We start from the raw sequence: 20,684 nt of genomic DNA on the forward strand, positions 1-20,684 counted from the left end.
AGGTCGTCGTCAAGCATCATACAAAGGAAGCCCTGATAGCCATGCTGTCAGGGCTTTTTTGTGCCTGCGGTTTTCCTCAAAGTATCCACTCAGCTATATCCCACACCCCTTTTATGTCTCGCTTGCGCCCATCTCATGCTTCGACGCTTCGGAACATGACATTAAAAAGGAAGCGCGAGTAAATCCTTATGCTAGGGCTTACTTGATATGTTTTCACTGACTCTCATAAACACTCTCGAACAAATTAGCTCGATTGGTCGACTTAGTGAGTTGAATTAAGTTGCTTGCTCTACTTATAAACGAGTTAGTGCACGGTATTTGACTAATGATAACTACTTAGGAACAAACAAAGCCTCTATGTATATAAAAACTTAAGTTCTTTAATATTAACTTAATAAAAGTCTGCTAGGTGATGTGATGTTTTTTCTTCGTGGTTTGATTTATCTATTTGCATTAGTCGGGGTGGCTCAGTGTATATCTCTAGAAGCTTATCAGCTGGGTACGGCTGCGGAATACAGTGAATCGTCATTGGTAGAGAGAATGCAGGATTTATTTACATTCTCTAGTGCGCTAACTTTTTTAGTGTGTGCGTATTTTTCTAAGCCACTGCGTCAGGCGTGTGTTTTACTCAGTGCTTTAATGTTTATGATGTTTGTCCGTGAATCAGATTCATTCTTGGATCTTTATGTATTCGATGGTGCTTGGCAATTGTTAGTGGGCGGTATTTTGGTGATGACGCTTTATTATTTGCGCCATCAAGTTAAAGAAAGCTACTACTCGTTAAAGCGTTTTTCACAGACCTCTAGCTTTGGTTTTGTTGTGTCAGGTTTGGTTATCGTTTTGGCCTTTTCTCGAATGTTTGGACGAACTGATTTTTGGCATAGCTTGTTGGGGGATGCATACGTACGTTCAGTGAAAAATGTAGTGGAGGAGGGAACAGAGTTACTTGGTTACGCAATTGTGATGATTGCCGCGACGGAGTTGCTTTATTTCGTCTGTGCTGTCGTGCAACAAAATAAAGCCACTATAAGGTCTACATCTAAAGGTTATGCGAAATCTAAGTTAGCTCATTAAGTTCGTTTCTCAGCCAGTGTCTTAGCTGCTTAAGCGCTGGCTCATGCCTTCTGCTGTGTTTGTAAGCAATATAAAATCGGTCTTCAGCATTGTGTGCGATACAGGGCAGTTTGATTAGACCGTCTTTTGGGTCGGCTTCGTTAAACATATAATCATTAACCAATGCGATGCCTAAAGAGTGCGCTGCGGCCTCATGAGCCAGCATTAGATGGCTAAACCGATGAAAGTTGATGTTAACAGGTAGTTCTTTACCTTGTTCCTTAAACCATCTTCTCCAGTCTTCAGCATAACTTTCGTACATGCTATAGGATGTAATTAATGGAAACCTTGCCAGTATTTCAGGGTTTGTTTTTAGTTCGTGTTGCAGTTCCTTATCGCTGAATACATTAAGCTCAGACAAAAGCTCCTGATAAAAGCTTTGATTGCATACTGGGAATAATCGTTCCGTGTAAAACCATTCAAAATCAAACCCTCGTTTTTCACTTTCAATAGTAATAAAACAGTCTGCTGTTCTATCTGATAGTTCAGGTTCTGAGAATGTCATTTCAATGGTTAGGTCAAGGCTCGGGAATTGCCGTTTAAGATTTGGTAGGCGTGGTATGAGCCAATAAACGGCAAATGAGCTGTAAACAGCCAGCCTTAATTTTGTTTCAGTGACACCTTTTACGTTCTCAGTAGCGCGAGCTATCTGGTTTAAAGAGCCGGTAATGCTGTCAAGATAAATTTTACCTTCAGTGGTTAATTCCAGCTTTCTGCCTGAGCGAATGAATAGTTGTTCTCCGAGGTGATCTTCGAGTGTTTTGATGTGATGAGAAACAGCGCTTTGGGTAATGTGTAGTTCGTTTGCAGCAAGTGAAAAGCTATTCAATCGTGCGACGGCTTCAAATACAGGTAGCGTTTTAAGAGGAGGTAGGTTCATATTTTATATATCTAAAAAACTAATGCTAAATTAAATTATATCATTTTATTGAATTCTACATCCTCTCTATACTTCGCGCCAATTAGTAATTTGATGAAAGGTGTATTGCCGTGTCAGGTAAAACAATCAGTAGTGCAATTTTAGTGTTAGTGCTGGGTAACTTAATGGCGACAGTGTGTGATGTATTGGTAAAGCTTGCCAATGCTAATGAAGCTGTTTTCCAGTTTACATTTTACCGTGTTCTTTTTATGTGCCTTGTACTGCTTCCATTTGTTGTTGGCAAACGAGTTGAGCGTCCATTAGAGGGGTTAAAGTTACATATTTTAAGAGGTAATCTTTGGATTCTTACATCAGTATTACTGGTAATTTCCTTATCTCAGCTACCTCTTGCGACAGCAAATGCGATTTTCTATACAGCACCAATTTTTATTATTTTGTTAGCGGTTATTTTTTATAAGGAGAGGCTCACTAAGACAGTGCTTTTTGCTGCGGTATCCGGCTTCTTAGGTGTGCTAGTGATTCTTAAGCCAAGCTATATTGGGTGGGGGATGTTAAGTGCATTAGGATTTGCATTTGTATTGGCTGTTAACAGTTTGCTGGTTCGTAAGTTGCCTGAAGGGCAGGGGGCAATGCATGGTTTATTTATCGCGCAAATGTGTGCATTGCCATTAGCAGGGGGGCTGGCAATATGGGAAGGTGGTTCTCTTTCTTGGGAGCAACTTGGGTTGGCATTTGGTGCGTCGATTTGTTCTGTACTGTATAGCTTGGGTTGTTTGGTTGGATATCGTTATGTGGCGTCTAGCCAAGTGAGTTCAGCAGAATACTCTGGTCTGTTGTTTGCGATATTTGCTGGTTGGTTTATGTTTGCTGAAACGGTTGATATGAGTTTATTGCTTGGCGCTGCCTTGATTGTAGTGCCGCTGATTTATATTGGGCGAAAAGATATCATTGCTGAGCGTCGTAAGCGTAGAGAGTTGGCTGCGCAAGGATCAGTGCCCGAGTTTTAAGATACGAAAGCGCAGCTGAAAAAAAGCCCAGTCTATGTGAACTGGGCTTTATGCTGTTAATTGCTGCTTGTTGGAGATTTTGGTGGTAAAGAAGAATTGCGCTGTTGTGGCTCACCTGTTTTTAAAAGGTTGAGTAGGGTGGTTCTCTCCATGCTTGCTTTGAGTGCCAAATCCATCTGATATTGATAGGTGGTCTCCCAGTCAGAGCTGTTTGGTAGCATGTCACTTAAATCACCAATTGCCTGTCTCATGACAGCAAGATAGGCTTGTATATTCTCTTCTTGATTGATCAAAATATTTTTTAGTGCATTAGCGCTGCTGTGACGCAGATAGGTTTTAAGTGTTTCGTTTTCGGCGCTTATGGCACTTAATTGAGCGTTTTGCTGCTCTATACTCTGGCGCATAGCATTCAATTGATTTTCTATTTCTTTTTGCCTCTCAGCCATCACTCCTTCGTTGCTGTTTGAGGAGACAAAAAAGTATGTCAGAGCTGCTGATGCAAGCACGCTGATGAGAAAACAAAGTAAAAAGCTAACGATTAAGCCGATTGGTAGCTTGCTTTTTTTGGAGGTGTTGTTGTCTTGAGTATCCGACTGATCTTTATTTCCTACTGATTGACTCATAGGTTTCCTCTTAGCTGCTAGTGATTTGATTACTTCTTATACGTATCGGACAAAACCATAAAGATATAACAACAAATATGCTGGAATTTATTCAGTTTTAGTAGTGTTGCCCTTAAAATACCGAAGATTCTAAATATGTGCTAATAACCTACTAAATTTGTCAGGTAAATACTTGATAAAAATAGTAGGTTTTGTGTATGATCAAAACATTCATTAGCACTTAAGTGGAAAGTTTATGCGCTTAACAACAAAAGGTCGTTACGCGGTAACTGCAATGCTTGATTTAGCGCTGCACTCAGACAATGGACCTGTTTCGCTTTCAGATATATCGAATAGGCAAAGTATTTCTTTGTCCTATCTTGAGCAGCTGTTTGCAAAGCTCCGTAAAAAAGAGTTGGTGACCAGTGTTCGGGGGCCTGGCGGCGGATATCGCTTGAGTCGTGATCGAAGTGAAATTTATGTAGCGCAGATTGTGGACGCGGTGAACGAATCCGTAGATGCAACAGGTTGCCAAGGAAAGAGTGATTGCCAAGGTGGTCACACTTGCCTCACACATCATTTATGGTGTGATTTGAGCGATCAGATCCATGATTTTTTGAGTCAAATTAGTCTTGAGAAATTGGTCAAGCGCCAAGATGTTCGGCTTGTTGCCGAGCGACAAAATAAAGACGGCAAGGTGTCGGCTACAGCTTCTCAAGAGAAGATATCTGCAGCCCTCATCGGTTAACGAACACAACTAGCAGGGCGTGTCCCTGGAAGAATGAGTGAGTTTCTAATATGACTGAGCAGATTGATAAGGCGTTAGCTCGAGAGTACGAAGCGGGCTTCGTTTCTGCAGTGGAATCAGAAACCTTCGAGCCTGGTCTCGATGAAGACGTGATTCGCCGAATCTCTGAAGTCAAAGGTGAACCTGAATGGATGCTCGAGTGGCGTCTTAAAGCGTTTCGTGTTTGGCAAGAAATGGAAGAGCCGGAGTGGGCTCATCTGTCCTACCCTAAAATTGACTTACAATCGGTTTCTTACTACTCCGCACCAAAGAGTATGAAAGACAAGCCAAAGTCTCTTGATGAGGTGGATCCTGAGCTTTTACGCACCTACGAGAAGTTGGGTATTCCTTTAATTGAGCAGCAAATGCTTGCAGGTGTTGCGGTTGACGCAGTATTTGATTCTGTTTCAGTAGTAACGACTTTTCGCGAAAAGCTAGAAGAAGCTGGTGTTATTTTCTGCCCTATTTCTGAGGCGGTTCATAAATACCCAGACCTGATTAAAAAGTACATTGGTAGCGTTGTACCAACAAAAGACAATTACTTTGCTGCACTTAACTGTGCTGTTTTTACAGATGGCTCATTTGTCTACATCCCAAAGGGCACTCGTTGCCCAATGGAGCTATCAACTTACTTCCGTATCAACGAGCAAAATACAGGTCAGTTTGAGCGTACCTTGATCATTGCCGATGAAGGCTCTCACGTAAGTTACCTGGAAGGTTGTACAGCACCTCAACGTGATGAAAATCAATTACATGCCGCTGTTGTAGAATTGGTTGCGATGGACAATGCAGAAATTAAATACTCGACGGTTCAAAACTGGTATCCAGGTGATGAAGACGGTAAAGGTGGTATTTATAACTTCGTAACTAAGCGCGGGATTTGTCATACCAACGCCAAGATTTCTTGGACTCAGGTTGAGACGGGCTCTGCCGTTACATGGAAATACCCAAGCTGTGTTTTAAAAGGTGATAACAGTGTTGGTGAATTTTACTCTGTTGCCTTGACGCGTGGCCGTCAGCAGGCGGATACCGGTACAAAAATGATCCATATTGGTAAGAACACCAAGTCGACGATCATTTCGAAAGGTATTTCTGCCGGTAAGAGTAATAATTCCTACCGCGGTCTTGTGCGTATGAATCCAGGTGCAGAAGGCGCGCGTAACTTTACTCAGTGTGATTCATTACTGATCGGTGATCAGTGTGGCGCTCACACATTCCCATACGTAGAAAGCCGCAATCCATCAGCGATTGTTGAGCACGAGGCGACGACATCGAAAGTAAGTGATGATCAGATGTTTTTGTGTCGACAGCGTGGAGTTGATCCTGAAAAAGCGGTATCGATGATTGTAAACGGCTTCTGTAAAGAAGTATTTAAAGAACTCCCTATGGAGTTTGCCGTTGAAGCGGGCAAACTTCTCGAAATTAGCCTTGAAGGCTCTGTAGGTTAGGTTGAGGAACCCATTGAACATGTCAAACGAAAACGTTTTGTTATCGATCAAAGATTTGCACGCAAGTGTAGAAGAAAAAAACATTCTCAAAGGTCTCAACCTAGACATTAAACCTGGTGAAGTTCATGCCATTATGGGCCCGAACGGTGCAGGTAAATCAACAACAGGTTATGTGCTTTCAGGTCGAGATGGTTACGAAGTAGACAGTGGTTCGGCAACGCTGGATGGTCAAGATCTGTTTGATATGGATGTAGAAGAGCGCGCACGTGCCGGTCTATTTCTAGCGTTTCAATATCCAGTCGAGATTCCTGGCGTAAGTAACCTTGAGTTCTTAAAGGTGTCTGTTGACTCTCAGCGTGAAGCACGTGGTGAAGAAGCGCTTACGTCAGCTGAGTTTTTGAAGCTTGCCAAAGAAGCGTGTAAGCAGGTTAACCTGCCTGTTTCATTCTTGAAGCGTGGCGTTAACGAAGGTTTCTCTGGCGGTGAGAAGAAGCGTAACGAGATCATGCAGATGATTCTTCTTAAGCCGAAACTTTGCATTCTTGACGAAACAGACTCAGGTTTGGATATCGACGCCATGCAAGTGGTCGCTAACGGTGTGAATAGCCAGCGTGACTCAGAGCGAAGCTTTATTGTTGTAACCCATTATCAGCGTCTTTTGGACTACATCAAACCAGATTTCGTGCACGTATTAGCAGACGGTAAGATTGTAAAGAGTGGCGACGCCTCTCTAGCGAAAGAGTTGGAAGCACAAGGTTACGCTTGGCTGCAAACAGAGCCAACAGAAGACGAAATTGAGGATTAATCATGAGTGAATGGTTACAACACGCCATCGCTCATGCAGATAGCATCCAAGATGGTTTTGCAGATCAGCGTGCTACGTCATTGGCGCTGCTGACAGATACGAAATGGCCTAGCCGTAAAACTGAAGCATGGAAATACACGCCGCTTCGTGCTGTTGAGCGTAGTTCAGCGGTCTTTAAAGAAGAGTCACCTGAGCTAACGCCAGTAGATGTAGAGGGTCTTGATTTTCTAGAGTTGACGTTCGTAGATGGTCAATTGGTTTCAATGCCAGAAGACCTACCTGAAGGACTTACCATTGAAATGCAAGAGTCTGATTTGTTTACAACGATTAAGCCTGCACGTCATATATTTGGCTTAGTTAATGATGTGTTAGCCGCGGATGTCGCTGTGGTTACTGTTGCTGAGAATGTAAAAATTGACTCGGTTTTACGAATCAATAATTTGCTAAGCAATGGCGCACAAGGCCACATTCGTGTGGTGGTTGAGCTAGAAGCGGGTGCTGCGTTAAAAGTTGTTGAAAATGCTGAAGCGCATGGCGCGACATTAACAACGGCTTACACCGAATTTTTGATTGGCGCTGGAGCGCACCTTGAGCATTACCGTTTTGCATTGCAATCGGGCGATAATGTTGCTCTTGGTGGTAGTCATTTTAAATTGCTGGGTAAAGCGACGCTAAACAGCAGCATTATCGGCTTTGGTAGTGATTTGCAGCGTATCGATACCGATATCATTTATGCAGGTGAAAAAGCCGAAGCTAAGTTGAATGCGATTTATTTATTAGATGGCACTGAATTATTTGATTTACACGCAAACGTTGAGCATGCCGTACCAAACTGTACAACGGAAGAGAATATTCGTGGTATAGCGGGTGATCGCAGTCGCGCAGTGTTCAATGGCCGTATTCATATTCATCGTGATGCACAAAAGACGCTTGCAGAGCTAAATAATCGCAACCTTTTGTTGTCCGATAAAGCGGAAATCAATACTAAGCCTGAATTAGAGATTTATGCCGATGATGTGCGTTGTGCCCATGGTGCAACCATTGCAGAGATCGACAAAAAAGCATTGTACTACCTACAAACACGTGGCGTAAGTCGTTCTCAAGCACAGCTAATGCTGAGTTTTGGGTTTATTAATGAGTTGATTGATCAGATGCCAACTGCTGAATTAGCAGAATGGGTACGTCCGATTATTCGTGATCGATTTGCTCAGATGGAAGTAAAATAAGCGAGAAGCATATGAGTCTTGATGTCGCTGCTATTCGTGAGCAGTTTCCAATTTTAAAACGCGAAATCGATGGCAACCCTCTGGTCTATCTTGATAATGCAGCGACGACTCAGAAGCCGCAGTGTGTTATCGATGCGCTGGTGGAGTATTACTCTCTTTATAATTCAAATGTACATCGTGGTGCTCATCGTCTAGCCGACGAAGCGACGCGTAAATTTGAACACGCGCGCGACATCGTTAAAGACTTTATTAATGCGCCAAAACGTGAAGAAGTAATTTGGACATCGGGCACAACCGAAGGCATCAATATGATTGCTAACGGTTTGTCAAAGTTACTGAAAAGTACTGATGAAGTGATTGTGACGGGGATGGAGCATCATGCCAATATCGTGACTTGGCAGCAAGCCTGTAAAGTAGCGGGTGCGACATTACATACCGTGCCCGTGACTGACAAAGGGGAGCTTGACTTAGATGTATATGTTTCATTGTTAAATGAAAATACCAAACTGGTTGCTTTTCCACATGTATCGAATTCGCTGGGAACGGTTAATCCTGTTACGTGGTTAACAGAACAAGCGAAGAAATTCGATGCGTGGGTGTTGGTAGATGGTGCGCAAGGTATTGCTCATGGTGATGTGGATGTACAAGCGATAGGCTGTGATTTTTATGCGTTCTCTGGCCATAAAATTTATGCACCAATGGGTGTGGGGGTTTTATGGGGAAAAGAAGCATTATTGGCTGAGTGGCCTGTATGGCAAACCGGTGGTGAAATGATTGCAACGGTAACGCTTCAAGACGCCACTTGGAACGTTTTACCGTATCGCCTAGAGGCGGGTACGCCAAATGTGGGTGATGCGATTGCTTTAGGTGAGGCGATTCGTTGGTTCGATGCTTTTGATCATGCTGAGGTTGCGGCCCATGAAAAGGCATTGATGTCTCGCGCGACTGAGCTTGCCAAAGAGTTTGATGGCTTACGCATGGTTGGCGAAGCGGAGCATAAAGTCGGAGCATTTAGTTTCGTGCTCGATCAAGGTCACCCTGCAGACATTGGGTTCTTGTTGGATCGCCAAGGTATTGCTATTCGTACGGGTGATCACTGTGCCCAGCCATTAATGGCACGTTTTGGTGTCCCTGGAACCGCCCGAATGTCTTTCTCGATCTACAACACAATTGAAGAAGTGGAACTGTTCTTCAAAGCGTTGAAGAAAGTTCACATGATGTTGGCCTAGGAGGCATATTATGTCGACAGAAACATTTGATCCGAATCAAAGCGTCACGTTAACGGATGCAGCGCGTAAGTTCTTTGCATCAAAATTGACTGCTGAAGCAGGCTTGGTTCGGTTAAGTACAAAAGAAAGTGGCTGCACTGGTTATGCTTATGTATTAGATATTGTAAGTGTGCCAGAAGCCGGTGATTCGATTATGGATTTTGATGGTGTGAAGTTAGCCATTGATGATCAGTCATTGACGCTTCTTCAAGGTACTGAAATAGATCTTGTTAAAGAAGGGATCAATCAGGTCGTGAAATTTAATAATCCTAACGTTATAGCTGAATGTGGCTGTGGCGAAAGCTTTAGTGTGAATTAATAGCATGCAAAAAATGGTCGTAACTCAACGCGAGTGCCCTGCTCGCCGAGTACCGAGTGGTGATCCTACCACCATCCCTGAAGGTCAGTTTATTACGATCAATCAGGCACTAGGTGGTAACTACACCGTTACGTTTCAAGGTAACATGCTGCGGATTGATGGCACCGATGCGGATGCAATTGGTCAAGAGCCTGAAGTGCTGAGCTTTAATGATGATGGTTCTGGTCAGGTGGTCGAAGATCAAGTTTGGAAAGCGCTTGATAGTGTATATGACCCAGAAATCCCGATTAGCTTAGTGTCTTTAGGCTTGATATACAGTGTTGCGATTGATGCAGACAGTAAGCGTGTCGACATTAATATGACGTTGACGGCGCCTGGTTGTGGTATGGGGCCTGTATTAGTCAGTGATGTTAAGTATCGTGTTGCGAAAGTTCCGAATGTAACTGACGTTCAGGTGGAGCTGGTGTTTGATCCACCTTGGTCTCGTGACATGATGAGTGAAGAAGCTCAGCTCGAAGCGGGCTTGTTCTTCTAACGCATACAGTTCGAGCATAAAATCGATTACAATACCCAGCGGCCAATGCTTAACCCATTGGCCGTTTTCTTTTTGGACCGCACAACAAGCGAGGCATTATGTCTTTACCGACGACAGAAGAAATTATTGATGACATCTCCTTTTTTGATGATTGGGAAGACAAGTACAAATACATTATAGATTTAGGTAAATCACTGCCTGAATTTGATGACGCTTGGCGGACACCTGAGCGCTTAGTGAAAGGCTGTCAAAGCAACGTTTGGATTCAGCCAGGTGCCACGCAAGATCCTGTTAAAGGAGAAGTGCTGATCTTCTCAGTAGACAGTGATGCAGTGATTGTTCGCGGCTTGTTAGGTGTTGTGATGGCGGCTTACAACGAAAGAACGCCAGCAGAAATCATTGGTTTTGATATCGACAAATATTTTTCCGAGTTGGATTTAGAGAGTCACCTTAGTCCGACTCGCGGTAATGGTCTACGTTCGATTGTGGGTCGTGTGCAAGCCATTGCGAAAGCGTCTGTTTAGTTTTTAATTTTTGCGTTACCTTGGAGAGTTTCCATGCAAACACCTGTTTACCTCGACAACTCAGCGACTACGCCAGTTGATCCTCGTGTCGCCGAAAAAATGATGCAATGTTTGACTCAAGACGGCAATTTCGGCAACCCAGCTTCGCGATCGCATTTATTTGGATGGCGTGCTGAAGAGGCTGTTGAAGATGCGCGTCTACAGGTAGCAGAACTAATTGCAGCAGAGGCGCGTGAAATTGTATGGACATCGGGGGCAACCGAGGCAAACAATTTAGCGATTAAGGGGGTGGCGCATGCCAATAAACTTAAAGGGCGCCATATTGTAACCTCTATGATTGAGCACAAAGCAGTGCTTGATCCTTGTCGCCAGCTTGAGCAAGAAGGTTTTGAGGTGACTTACTTGCAGCCGAACGTGCGGGGTGAAATTACCGTATCTAATGTTGTTGAAGCATTGCGTGAAGACACCATTCTCGTTTCACTGATGCACGGTAATAATGAGCTGGGTGTTGTGACAGATATTGCAGCGATTGGCCATGAAACGCGTCAAAGAAGCATCTATTTTCACGTTGACGCCGCGCAAACAACCGGTAAGGCTTCTATTGACGTGAAGGCTATGAAAGTAGACTTGATGTCGCTAACCGCCCATAAAACGTATGGTCCGAAAGGAATTGGCGCTTTATATGTACGCCGCACGCCTAAAGTGAAGCTTGAGGCGCAAATGCACGGTGGTGGCCATGAGCGTGGTATGCGTTCTGGTACGCTTGCTACTCATCAGATAGTTGGGATGGGAGAGGCGTTTGAGATTGCAAAAGCAGATATGGTTGACGACTGTGCTCGTATAGGTGCTCTTCGTGAAAAGTTATGGAATGGCCTAGCTCAAATGCCTGGAGTACATCTGAATGGCGACTCTGAAAATCGAGTTGCAGGTGTCGTTAACGTGGGCTTCGATGGCGTAGAAGGTGAAGTATTATTGATGTCATTATCAGATGTTGCGCTTTCTTCTGGTTCCGCTTGTACCTCAGCAAGTCTAGAGCCATCGTATGTGCTGCGAGCAATTGGCCTATCCGACGAGCTGGCGCATGCCTCATTGCGTATGTCGGTTGGCCGCTTCACCACGGAAGAAGAGATCGACTTTGTTATTGAAACCGTCAAAAATGCCGTGTCACAACTGCGCGGCGCTTAATAACGGAAAAAAGGATATATTTTCCGTTATTATCCTTAAAAAAGCCTGTGGACGCATACAAATTTCATCAAGACATGCGTATAATCCACGCGCTAAAACTTATTAGTTGAGTCCGCAATATCGCGTACTCTTAGAAATACAATTTTGGAGTTTATCATGGCGCTAGAACGCACTCTATCTATCATCAAACCAGATGCTGTTGCTAAAAACGTAATCGGTGAAATCTACTCTCGTTTCGAGCGTACTGGTTTGAAAATCGTTGAAGCTAAATTGATCCAACTAGACGACGAGCTAGCGGGTGGTTTCTACGCTGAGCATAAAGAGCGTCCATTTTACAAAGACCTAGTTGCATTCATGACTTCTGGTCCTGTTGTTGTTTCTGTTCTTGAAGGCGAAGGCGCTGTTCTACGTCACCGTGAACTAATGGGGGCAACTAACCCTAAAGAGGCAGCGGCTGGCACTCTACGTGCAGACTACGCTGAATCTATCGATGCGAACGCTGTTCACGGTTCTGACTCTGTAGAGTCTGCTGCACGTGAAATTGCTTACTTCTTCGGTAAGTAATTGATTTTAAACCTTCCTTTTCGTTTTTGAAAAGATGGTTATAGAGAAGCGGGCCTATGGCCCGCTTCTTTGCAGAGGCTTCTGAAAAGATTAACGTTTTTCAGAAGCTTTTTTTGTCTACACTTAACGCTTTAGGGCGAATGATTGATATTTATGACTGACACCGCAAAAGTAAACCTACTTGGCCTTTCTCCAGAGAAACTGATTGAATTTTTTGAGTCGATTGGCGAAAAGAAATTTCGTGCAACGCAAGTAATGAAATGGATTCATCAAAAGGGCGCAGAGTCCTTTGAAGAGATGACGGATGTCAGTAAAAAGCTGCGTGCAAAGCTTGAAACGATTTGTGAGATTCGTGCGCCTGAAATCGTTTCTCAAAACATCTCTACTGATGGCACGCGTAAATGGATCATTCGTACCGAAGGTGGTCAAAACAACTGCGTTGAAGCAGTATTAATCCCTGATGGCGATCGCGCAACATTATGTGTTTCTTCGCAAGTAGGTTGTTCTTTAGACTGCAGTTTTTGTTCAACGGGTAAACAGGGTTTTAACCGTAATCTTACGGCCGCAGAAATCATTGGCCAGGTTTGGATTGCGATTAAATCCTTTGGTCCTATGGACCCAAATGGCCCTCGTCGTGTTACAAACGTGGTAATGATGGGCATGGGCGAGCCTTTGATGAACTTCGAGCCAGTAGTCGATGCCATGATTCTTATGATGCATGACAACGCGTATGGCTTATCAAAGCGTCGCGTAACACTGAGTACGTCTGGCGTGGTGCCGCGAATTTACGATCTCGTAAAACGTACCGATGTTTCATTGGCGGTTTCATTGCACGCACCTAACAATGCGCTGCGAAATGAGCTGGTGCCAATTAATAAGAAATACCCAATTGAGCAGTTGCTCGAGGCATGCCAGCATTATCTTGATAACCTGCCTGACAAGCGCCATATCACCATCGAATATACCATGATGGCAGGCGTCAATGATCAAGAAGTGCATGCACGTGAACTCTCGACGCTATTGCAGGATTTGGAATGTAAAATCAACTTAATTCCGTTTAATCCTTTCCCCAACTCTGGCTACGATAAACCGTCGAATAACCAAACACGACGCTTCCAAAAAATTCTAGCGGATGATGGTTACACGGTAACAGTTCGTACTACTCGTGGTGATGATATCGATGCTGCTTGTGGTCAGTTAGTGGGGGATTTCATGGATAAAACACGTCGTTCGCAAAAGTACATCGAATTGCGCGAAGTGTCTGAATAAGCCAGTTTAAAAAGGTAGTTTCTAAGTGAATGGATGTGACTTGTAAGTAACATGTCAGATTTACTTAGAAACTTGCCGTTGATAGAAAAGATTTTTGTCATTTTTGCTTGATTGGTTTGATGGGCGGCAACAATCTTGATTTAATACAAGGCTAATAATAGAAAGCGCTTTTTATTAATATTCAGGCAGTTTTTGTTCGCTTCATTGGACTCATTCATACGCTACCATTTTGTCTGTCGTGCGTTCCACCCGCATGAAACTGACCATACATTTGGGTAGCCAAGCGCTTCCATGCCTGCTATACCAAGGTAATACCATGACAACTGATTTAGAGATGGATATCGCTCCCGAAAATGAGAGAAAAACTCTGGATATTGGTCAGAGTTTACGGGCGAAACGTCTGGCCCTGGCCGTAAATGAACGCCAAGTGGCAACCGAGTTAAAGCTTTCGATCGAACACGTCTATGCATTGGAGAATAATGAATTTAATCGTTTTCGATCTGCGACGTTTGCTCGTGGTTACATTAAAAGTTACTGTCGTTTATTGGGAGAAGATCACCGCCCAATATTAACCGCTTTTGATGAGCAGCAGTCTGTAAAAGAAAGCAATATACGTCCTGTGGACAATGTAAGGTCTCAAGCTTCAGGCCGTGACCCTATCTTTGTAATCGTGTCGGCTATCATTGTAGCAATTATTGCGTTTGTCGCATTTTGGTGGCCGGCTCAATCCTCTGAGCCAGATGTGCAGCAAGATCCTGTAGCGCAAGAACAATCTGTCGAGTTAAATGAAAAACAAAACGTTACTCCTGTCGAAGAAGAGTCTGTCGAGACAGATACACCAACTGGTGATCTGGCTGCCATTGAAATGAATGAGCCTGACGCGGATTTAGAGTCGCTTGATTTATCCGCATTGTCGAATATTGAAACGCAAACTGTTTTGGATGAAGCGGCTGACGTAGTGACAGGTCTTTCGGCTGAAACCATTGCCTTACTTGAGGATGCGGGGGTTGATCCAGAAGAAGTTGTTGAAGCCACTCGCGAGCCAGAGCCTGTATCGACTCCGGTTGCGATTGAAGCACCGGCTTTTAGTCATGATATTGTGATGACGTTTGATGCGGATTGTTGGACGCAAGTACGTGATAGCACAGGTCGTGTTATCTTTTCTGGTGTAAAATCCGCTGGTAGTAGTCTTGAATTAGACGGTCAGGCCCCATATCGAGTAACGTTAGGGTATGCTCGTGGCGTGACTGAGCTCCTATACAAGGGAGAGCCATTCGACTTTTCCACTTATATACGTAAAGATCTAGCTCGTTTTGAGCTTGAGTAGAGATAAGCATGCATTTCGAATCTCCAATTAAACGTCGCCACTCTCGCCAAATTATGGTGGGAAATGTACCGGTTGGCGGCGATGCACCGATTAGTGTGCAAAGTATGACAAACACAGAAACCTGTGATGTTGCGGCAACGGTCGCTCAAATTCGTGCGATGCAAGACGCTGGCGCCGATATTGTACGTGTCTCTGTTCCATCGATGGATGCTGCAGAAGCCTTCAGGTCTATTCGTGAGCAAGTTGATCTACCGCTGGTTGCAGACATTCACTTCGATTACAAAATCGCTTTGAAAGTCGCTGAATACGGTGTCGATTGTTTGCGTATTAACCCAGGTAATATCGGTAATAAAGATCGCATCCGTGCTGTGGTCGATTGTGCTCGCGATAAGAACATTCCGATTCGTATTGGTGTAAATGCAGGATCATTGGAAAAAGATTTGCAGAAAAAGTACGGTGAACCAACGCCCGATGCACTGGTAGAGTCGGCTTTTCGTCAGATCGGATACTTTGATGAATTAGACTTCCAAGAATTTAAGCTGAGTTTAAAAGCTTCGGATGTCTTTATGACCGTTGAAGCCTACCGTAAAATCGCGAGCCAGATTGATAATCCACTTCACTTGGGAATCACCGAAGCAGGCGGCTTGCGCTCAGGTACCGTGAAATCTTCAATTGGTTTAGGCCTTTTATTGATGGATGGCATAGGTGACACCTTACGAGTTTCTTTAGCTGCCGATCCTGTACAAGAAGTCAAAGTAGGTTGGGATATGTTGCGTAGTTTGAAACTGCGTAATCGTGGCATTAATTTTATTGCCTGCCCGAGTTGCTCGCGTCAAAATTTCGACGTAGTCAAAACCATGAATGAGTTAGAAGAGCGTCTAGAGGACATTAAAGTCTCTTTGGATGTTGCGGTTATTGGGTGCGTAGTGAATGGACCAGGTGAAGCGAAAGAAGCTGATCTAGGTTTAGCTGGCGGCAGCCCAAATAACTTGGTTTACCTAGATGGTAAGCCCAATACAAAAGTTAAAAACGAAACCTTGGTTGATGATCTTGAACGAATGATTCGAGACAAAGCCTTGGAAAAAGAGAAACAAGAATTGAATCTTATCGCTAAGTCATAAGGGCACGAACAGTGGGTCGTAAAGTACAAGCAATTCGCGGAATGAACGACATTTTGCCAGGCCAGTCATCGGTTTGGCAGTATCTTGAAAAAACAGTAGCTCAAGTCGTATCTGGCTATGGCTATCAACAAATTCGTTTTCCTATCGTTGAACATACTGAATTGTTCAAGCGCGGTGTCGGTGAGACAACGGACATTGTTGAAAAAGAAATGTACACCTTTGATGACCGTAACGGTGAATCGCTGACGTTGCGTCCGGAAGGGACGGCAAGTTGTGTAAGAGCCGCAGACCAAGCTGGGTTGTTATTTAACCAAACGCAACGTCTTTGGTATGTCGGTCCTATGTTCCGTTACGAACGCCCACAAAAAGGTCGTTATCGTCAATTTCATCAGATCGGTGTCGAGTCTTTTGGCATGGCTACACCGGACATCGATGCCGAACTGATTATTTTGTCAGCGCGTTTGTGGAAAAAGTTGGGGCTGCTTGATCACGTTGAGTTGCAACTGAACACGATTGGTGTAGCGGCAGCACGTGAGTCTTTCAAAGCCGCGTTGGTTGAATATCTAACACAATACAAAGACCAGTTAGACGAAGACAGTCAACGTCGTCTATCCACTAATCCATTGCGTATTTTGGATTCAAAAGACGAAAATACTCAAAAGGTATTGGTTAATGCACCGAGCCTAGAGGATTTCATCGACGAAGAATCCCAAGCGCATTTTGACCGCCTTCAGGCGATTTTAAAAGCCAATGATGTGCCGTTTGTAATTAATAACAAACTTGTGCGCGGCTTAGACTATTACGGTAAAACAGTATTTGAGTGGGTAACATCGCACCTTGGTGCTCAAGCAACTGTCTGTGCTGGTGGTCGTTATGATGGCTTAGTAGAGCAGCTTGGTGGTAAAACTACTCCTGCAGTAGGCTTTGCTATGGGTGTTGAACGCTTGGTGCTATTACTGGAAACACTAGAATTGATTCCGGACGAAGCAAAAGATACCACCGACGTATTTATGGTGTCATTTGGTGATGCCGCGGAACTTCAGTCATTTGTTGTGGCCGAATCATTACGTAATGCTGGTCAAAATTGGACTGTGTTGCGTCATTGTGGCGGTGGTAATTTTAAGAACCAAATGAAAAAAGCCGATAAGTCTGGTGCGCGGTTCACATTAATTATTGGTGATAGCGAAGTAGAAGAGGGTGTTGTGCAGGTAAAAGACATGCAGACAGGTGAACAGACTTCTTGCACCAATGCCGAATTAGTCGGTAATTTACTAGAGAAACTAAACGGCTAGATTGCTAAGGCACTGCGGGTGCCGTCGTGCGCAATAGGATGATGAGGAACAAAGTGTGTCTGAATTAAAGACTGAAGAAGAACAGATTGAAGCGTTTAAAAGTTGGTGGAAGAAAAACGGCACCTCTTTAGTGTTAGCTGTAGCCGTTGGTGTAGGTGGTTACTTCGGTTTTCAAGCTTGGCAGAACAGTCAAGCTAATCACATTACAGAAGCATCATCGTTGTACCAAAACTTAACTGAAGCAGCGGCAGATTTGGACAGAGAAGAAAACCAAAAAACGGTGCGCTTTATTGCTCAGCAATTAGCTGATGATTACGATGACACAGGCTATGCTGTATTTGGCCAATTATTTGTTGCGCGTATTGATGCTCAAGCGGGCGATTATGACGCGGCTGTCAAAGCACTATCAAAGGTTGTAGAGCAGTCTGAAGATGCGTCATTTGATGCCGTAGCAAATATTCGAATAGCGCGACTACAAGCAGAGCAAGAAAAGTATGATGCAGCGATGACAACGCTTAATGCTGTGTCGCAAGCAGAGTTTTCTGGACAAGTTGAAGAGCTTCGCGGCGATATTTTATTGGCTCAGGGCAAACGAGAGCAAGCTCGACAAGCTTATGAAAGTGCCGCAGCAGCAATGGGAGAAGATGCACAGCATCCTCTATTAGAGATCAAAATGAAGGATTTGGTGAAGGGCTAGTTGACTATGTGGAAGCCAATGATCGCGGCAGTTGTTGTAAGTGCTGCATTGCTACAAGGTTGTTCAACACGACTGTTACCGCCACCTTCTGGCATCGATCAAGAAGTGTACTTCGATGCTAACTGGCGTACCAAAGTGAATGGTGGCGCAGGTGAGCAAACAGAGACATTCAATATCGTGGCACAGGATGGCACGCTTGCATTAGTAACGAGTCGCGGTGCGTTATATGAATTGGCTCAAGCAAACGGTCAACAAGTAAAACACCTTGAGACTGATTATCGCCCAAGTTCGGGGGTTTCTCGTGATGGTGATACTTTCTTTTTTGGCACCTTTGATGGTGAATTGGTCGCAGCATCACTGGATGAGCAAAAAGTACTTTGGACTCAGTCACTAACGTCCGAAATTTTATCTGAAACTGGTAACGGTGAGGGCCGTGTTGCAGTTCAAACTGGGGATGGTTGGCTAACCGTTATGGACGCAGCTACGGGTGAAGTTCTGTGGCGCGCTAAAGAAGATATTCCGGCTCTAACCGTGCGTGGTACAAGTGCACCAATTATCGATGGTGGTAAAGTGATCGCAGGTTTCGCTAGCGGTAAAGTGAAAGCCTATAACTTACGTACTGGCGATCAAATCTGGGAATACTCAGTTGGAAAACCTGAAGGTCGTTATGAAATTGAGCGACTGACTGATATTAATGGTCGTTTAACACTCGAAAACGGTCTGATCTATTCTGTCGCTTACAATGGCACATTGACTGCACTTGCGCCACAAACAGGTCGCCCTGTTTGGCAGCGTAATATTTCCAGTGCGGTTGGTGTGGATGTTAAAGGTGATGAGCTAACTGTTATAGATCAAGATAATGTGGTCTATGGTCTTAACGCTCGTAATGGTTCTACGCTTTGGCAAAATGACTCCTTGAAAGAGCGTGATTTGGCATCGCCCGTCTTTTATAAAGAATATGTAGCCGTTTTGGATCGTGGTGGTTGGATCCATTTGTTAAATCGAACCACAGGTGAAGTGGAAGCGTGGACGCTAGCGGACTCGAAACGTCCTGCAGGTAGTCGTATGGTGTCGAATGATGAACAATTGTTTATACTTACGCCAACAGCGAATGTGACTGCGTTACACTATTGGTAACAGATGTAGTCTAGGGCGTAAGCTCAAAGCACTTTTTAAAGAGGCTGCTTCGCTCAAAAGGCGTAGCAGCCACTTTGTATTTTTATAGGTTGAAAAAATGATCCCAGTTATTGCATTGGTCGGTCGACCCAATGTTGGAAAATCTACTCTGTTTAATCAGCTGACACGTTCACGCGATGCGCTTGTTGCAGATTACCCAGGCTTAACTCGTGACCGTAAATACGGCGATGGCAAAGCGGGTGAGCACGAATTTATTGTTATTGATACAGGTGGTATCAGTGGTGACGAGCAGGGCATTGATGAGCATATGGCACGTCAATCTTTACTTGCAATCGAAGAAGCCGATGTGGTGCTGTTTTTGGTTGATGGTCGTCATGGTTTGAACCCTGCCGATGAAATGATTGCCAATCACTTACGTCGTTCTGAAAAGACGATTTACTTAGTGGTTAACAAAACAGACGGTATTAATGAAGACATCGCATTAGCAGACTTCTACTCGCTAGGTATGGGGCAGTTGTACTCTATCGCAGCAGCTCACGGTAAAGGCGTACGCTCGCTGATTGATATTGTGATGTTGCCGTTTGCAGATCGTGTTGCTGAAGCTCGCGAGCAAATAGAGTTCAATGCCAAAGGCATTCGTATAGGTGTGATTGGCCGACCTAATGTGGGTAAATCTACACTTGTAAACCGTATGCTTGGTGAAGAGCGTGTTATCGTATATGACATGCCTGGAACCACACGTGACAGTGTTTATATTCCTTACAAGCGTCATGACAAAGATTACACCTTGATTGATACGGCAGGGGTACGACGTCGCAAGCATGTTTCCGAAGCCGTTGAGAAGTTCTCAATTGTTAAAACACTGCAAGCAATCCAAGATGCTAACGTGGTCATTTGTGTGATTGATTCTCATGAGGATTTGGTGGAACAAGATCTTCATATGATTGGTTATGCTTTGGATGCTGGTCGTGGTTTGGTGATAGCCATCAACAAGTGGGATGGCCTGAAAAAAGATGACCGTGAGCACATCAAGAAAGAGGTTGAGCGTCGTTTAGGGTTTGTTCCTTACGCTAAAGTGCACTATATCTCTGCGTTACATGGTACGGGTGTGGGCGATCTTTATGACACAATTGAAGAAACTTACGATTCTTGTTATGCCAAATGGTCTACCAATCGACTTACTAAGATTCTTGAAGATGCAGTTTCGGAGCATCAACCACCAATGGTCAAAGGTCGTCGTATTAAATTGCGATATGCTCACCAAGGGGGCTCAAACCCACCAAGGATCGTGGTTCATGGAAATCAAACGAATTCATTACCGGGTAGCTACAAGCGTTATCTAGAGAATAAATTCCGTACCGTATTGAACATTACGGGCACACCTATTTCATTTGAATTTAAATCGTCGGATAACCCATTCGCGCCGAAGAAGTAATTTAAATAAAAGATGTTGGAAAGCCCTGTTAGGTGAATAATCTAACAGGGCTTTTTTGTCTGTGCTCGACATTAGTCTTAAAGCTATTGTTCTATAAAAGGCGATCCGCTACTTTGAAGGGAATTGGACACACAAAGAAAAAT

At 44.1% G+C, this 20,684-nt stretch carries 21 protein-coding genes; 19 read left to right on the top strand and 2 right to left on the bottom strand.

Going from position 1 to position 20,684, the window contains the following annotated elements; all coding sequences use genetic code 11:
* Positions 1–417: 417 nt before the first annotated feature.
* The gene (locus AYW75_RS07440) at positions 418–1,074 is read left to right on the top strand and encodes a hypothetical protein (RefSeq protein WP_067097720.1); all 657 of its coding nucleotides are present in this window, start codon (positions 418–420) and stop codon (positions 1,072–1,074) included.
* Here the strand turns inward: AYW75_RS07440 and AYW75_RS07445 are convergent.
* Entirely contained in the window at positions 1,058–1,993 is a 936-nt protein-coding gene (locus AYW75_RS07445) for a LysR substrate-binding domain-containing protein (RefSeq protein WP_067097723.1), read from the bottom strand. The two genes, AYW75_RS07440 and AYW75_RS07445, sit on opposite strands and share 17 nt — an antisense overlap.
* A 110-nt stretch (positions 1,994–2,103) precedes the next feature.
* On the opposite strand from AYW75_RS07445, the gene AYW75_RS07450 reads away from it, so the two are divergent.
* Positions 2,104–3,000, top strand: a complete 897-nt coding sequence (locus AYW75_RS07450; RefSeq protein WP_067097726.1) for a DMT family transporter — start codon at positions 2,104–2,106, stop codon at positions 2,998–3,000.
* Positions 3,001–3,056: 56 nt separating this feature from the next.
* Here AYW75_RS07450 and AYW75_RS07455 read toward each other — a convergent pair whose 3' ends face one another.
* Complete coding sequence (locus AYW75_RS07455; protein ID WP_067097729.1) at positions 3,057–3,623, bottom strand: hypothetical protein; 567 nt, start codon at positions 3,621–3,623, stop codon at positions 3,057–3,059.
* A gap of 235 nt (positions 3,624–3,858) precedes the next feature.
* On the opposite strand from AYW75_RS07455, the gene iscR reads away from it, so the two are divergent.
* The 17 genes from iscR (at position 3,859) to der (ending at position 20,541) form a co-directional block, all read left to right on the top strand.
* On the top strand, positions 3,859–4,350 hold the full coding sequence (iscR, locus tag AYW75_RS07460) for a Fe-S cluster assembly transcriptional regulator IscR (RefSeq protein WP_067097732.1): 492 nt from the start codon (positions 3,859–3,861) through the stop codon (positions 4,348–4,350).
* A 50-nt stretch (positions 4,351–4,400) separates the two neighbouring features.
* On the top strand, positions 4,401–5,837 hold the full coding sequence (sufB, locus tag AYW75_RS07465; protein WP_067097735.1) for a Fe-S cluster assembly protein SufB: 1,437 nt from the start codon (positions 4,401–4,403) through the stop codon (positions 5,835–5,837).
* 19 nt (positions 5,838–5,856) lie between these two features.
* Complete coding sequence (gene sufC / locus AYW75_RS07470; protein WP_067036283.1) at positions 5,857–6,642, top strand: Fe-S cluster assembly ATPase SufC; 786 nt, start codon at positions 5,857–5,859, stop codon at positions 6,640–6,642.
* A gap of 2 nt (positions 6,643–6,644) precedes the next feature.
* The gene (gene sufD / locus AYW75_RS07475; protein ID WP_067097738.1) at positions 6,645–7,868 is read left to right on the top strand and encodes a Fe-S cluster assembly protein SufD; all 1,224 of its coding nucleotides are present in this window, start codon (positions 6,645–6,647) and stop codon (positions 7,866–7,868) included.
* An 11-nt stretch (positions 7,869–7,879) separates the two neighbouring features.
* Positions 7,880–9,097 (top strand): aminotransferase class V-fold PLP-dependent enzyme, encoded by a 1,218-nt coding sequence (locus AYW75_RS07480; protein WP_067097741.1) that lies wholly within the window; start codon positions 7,880–7,882, stop codon positions 9,095–9,097.
* A 10-nt stretch (positions 9,098–9,107) separates the two neighbouring features.
* Complete coding sequence (locus AYW75_RS07485) at positions 9,108–9,455, top strand: HesB/IscA family protein (RefSeq protein ID WP_067097744.1); 348 nt, start codon at positions 9,108–9,110, stop codon at positions 9,453–9,455.
* A gap of 4 nt (positions 9,456–9,459) precedes the next feature.
* Positions 9,460–9,990 (top strand): putative Fe-S cluster assembly protein SufT, encoded by a 531-nt coding sequence (gene sufT / locus AYW75_RS07490; protein WP_067097747.1) that lies wholly within the window; start codon positions 9,460–9,462, stop codon positions 9,988–9,990.
* A gap of 98 nt (positions 9,991–10,088) precedes the next feature.
* Positions 10,089–10,514: a SufE family protein gene (locus AYW75_RS07495; RefSeq protein ID WP_067097750.1), complete on the top strand. Its 426-nt coding sequence runs from the start codon at positions 10,089–10,091 to the stop codon at positions 10,512–10,514.
* Positions 10,515–10,547: 33 nt separating this feature from the next.
* Positions 10,548–11,699, top strand: a complete 1,152-nt coding sequence (locus AYW75_RS07500; protein WP_067097753.1) for an IscS subfamily cysteine desulfurase — start codon at positions 10,548–10,550, stop codon at positions 11,697–11,699.
* 156 nt (positions 11,700–11,855) lie between these two features.
* Positions 11,856–12,263, top strand: coding sequence for a nucleoside-diphosphate kinase (gene ndk, locus AYW75_RS07505; RefSeq protein ID WP_067036305.1), 408 nt, complete (start codon positions 11,856–11,858; stop codon positions 12,261–12,263).
* Positions 12,264–12,416: 153 nt separating this feature from the next.
* Complete coding sequence (rlmN, locus tag AYW75_RS07510) at positions 12,417–13,532, top strand: 23S rRNA (adenine(2503)-C(2))-methyltransferase RlmN (RefSeq protein WP_067097756.1); 1,116 nt, start codon at positions 12,417–12,419, stop codon at positions 13,530–13,532.
* A gap of 316 nt (positions 13,533–13,848) precedes the next feature.
* Positions 13,849–14,859, top strand: coding sequence for a RodZ domain-containing protein (locus AYW75_RS07515; RefSeq protein WP_197478918.1), 1,011 nt, complete (start codon positions 13,849–13,851; stop codon positions 14,857–14,859).
* Positions 14,860–14,867: 8 nt separating this feature from the next.
* Complete coding sequence (gene ispG / locus AYW75_RS07520) at positions 14,868–15,980, top strand: flavodoxin-dependent (E)-4-hydroxy-3-methylbut-2-enyl-diphosphate synthase (protein ID WP_067097759.1); 1,113 nt, start codon at positions 14,868–14,870, stop codon at positions 15,978–15,980.
* Positions 15,981–15,991: 11 nt separating this feature from the next.
* On the top strand, positions 15,992–17,272 hold the full coding sequence (hisS, locus tag AYW75_RS07525) for a histidine--tRNA ligase (protein ID WP_082856441.1): 1,281 nt from the start codon (positions 15,992–15,994) through the stop codon (positions 17,270–17,272).
* Positions 17,273–17,327: 55 nt separating this feature from the next.
* Positions 17,328–17,969 (top strand): YfgM family protein, encoded by a 642-nt coding sequence (locus tag AYW75_RS07530; protein ID WP_067097762.1) that lies wholly within the window; start codon positions 17,328–17,330, stop codon positions 17,967–17,969.
* Between the two features lie 6 nt (positions 17,970–17,975).
* A complete protein-coding gene (gene bamB / locus AYW75_RS07535) occupies positions 17,976–19,106 on the top strand; it encodes an outer membrane protein assembly factor BamB (protein ID WP_067097765.1) in 1,131 nt (376 codons plus the stop codon).
* 97 nt (positions 19,107–19,203) lie between these two features.
* Entirely contained in the window at positions 19,204–20,541 is a 1,338-nt protein-coding gene (der, locus tag AYW75_RS07540) for a ribosome biogenesis GTPase Der (RefSeq protein ID WP_067097768.1), read from the top strand.
* Positions 20,542–20,684 lie beyond the last annotated feature (143 nt).

The organism is Marinomonas atlantica (genome assembly GCF_001639725.1).
Taxonomy (GTDB): domain Bacteria; phylum Pseudomonadota; class Gammaproteobacteria; order Pseudomonadales; family Marinomonadaceae; genus Marinomonas; species Marinomonas atlantica.

Coding starts and splice junctions, on each gene's coding strand:
- iscR (WP_067097732.1), top strand. CDS start 3,859: ATGCGCTTAACAACAAAAGGTCGTTACGCGGTAACTGCAATGCTTGAT.
- sufC (WP_067036283.1), top strand. CDS start 5,857: ATGTCAAACGAAAACGTTTTGTTATCGATCAAAGATTTGCACGCAAGT.
- ndk (WP_067036305.1), top strand. CDS start 11,856: ATGGCGCTAGAACGCACTCTATCTATCATCAAACCAGATGCTGTTGCT.
- AYW75_RS07495 (WP_067097750.1), top strand. CDS start 10,089: ATGTCTTTACCGACGACAGAAGAAATTATTGATGACATCTCCTTTTTT.
- sufD (WP_067097738.1), top strand. CDS start 6,645: ATGAGTGAATGGTTACAACACGCCATCGCTCATGCAGATAGCATCCAA.
- AYW75_RS07485 (WP_067097744.1), top strand. CDS start 9,108: ATGTCGACAGAAACATTTGATCCGAATCAAAGCGTCACGTTAACGGAT.
- AYW75_RS07440 (WP_067097720.1), top strand. CDS start 418: ATGTTTTTTCTTCGTGGTTTGATTTATCTATTTGCATTAGTCGGGGTG.
- der (WP_067097768.1), top strand. CDS start 19,204: ATGATCCCAGTTATTGCATTGGTCGGTCGACCCAATGTTGGAAAATCT.
- AYW75_RS07515 (WP_197478918.1), top strand. CDS start 13,849: ATGACAACTGATTTAGAGATGGATATCGCTCCCGAAAATGAGAGAAAA.
- AYW75_RS07445 (WP_067097723.1), bottom strand. CDS start 1,993: ATGAACCTACCTCCTCTTAAAACGCTACCTGTATTTGAAGCCGTCGCA.
- AYW75_RS07500 (WP_067097753.1), top strand. CDS start 10,548: ATGCAAACACCTGTTTACCTCGACAACTCAGCGACTACGCCAGTTGAT.
- rlmN (WP_067097756.1), top strand. CDS start 12,417: ATGACTGACACCGCAAAAGTAAACCTACTTGGCCTTTCTCCAGAGAAA.
- sufB (WP_067097735.1), top strand. CDS start 4,401: ATGACTGAGCAGATTGATAAGGCGTTAGCTCGAGAGTACGAAGCGGGC.
- AYW75_RS07455 (WP_067097729.1), bottom strand. CDS start 3,623: ATGAGTCAATCAGTAGGAAATAAAGATCAGTCGGATACTCAAGACAAC.
- AYW75_RS07480 (WP_067097741.1), top strand. CDS start 7,880: ATGAGTCTTGATGTCGCTGCTATTCGTGAGCAGTTTCCAATTTTAAAA.
- sufT (WP_067097747.1), top strand. CDS start 9,460: ATGCAAAAAATGGTCGTAACTCAACGCGAGTGCCCTGCTCGCCGAGTA.
- bamB (WP_067097765.1), top strand. CDS start 17,976: ATGTGGAAGCCAATGATCGCGGCAGTTGTTGTAAGTGCTGCATTGCTA.
- ispG (WP_067097759.1), top strand. CDS start 14,868: ATGCATTTCGAATCTCCAATTAAACGTCGCCACTCTCGCCAAATTATG.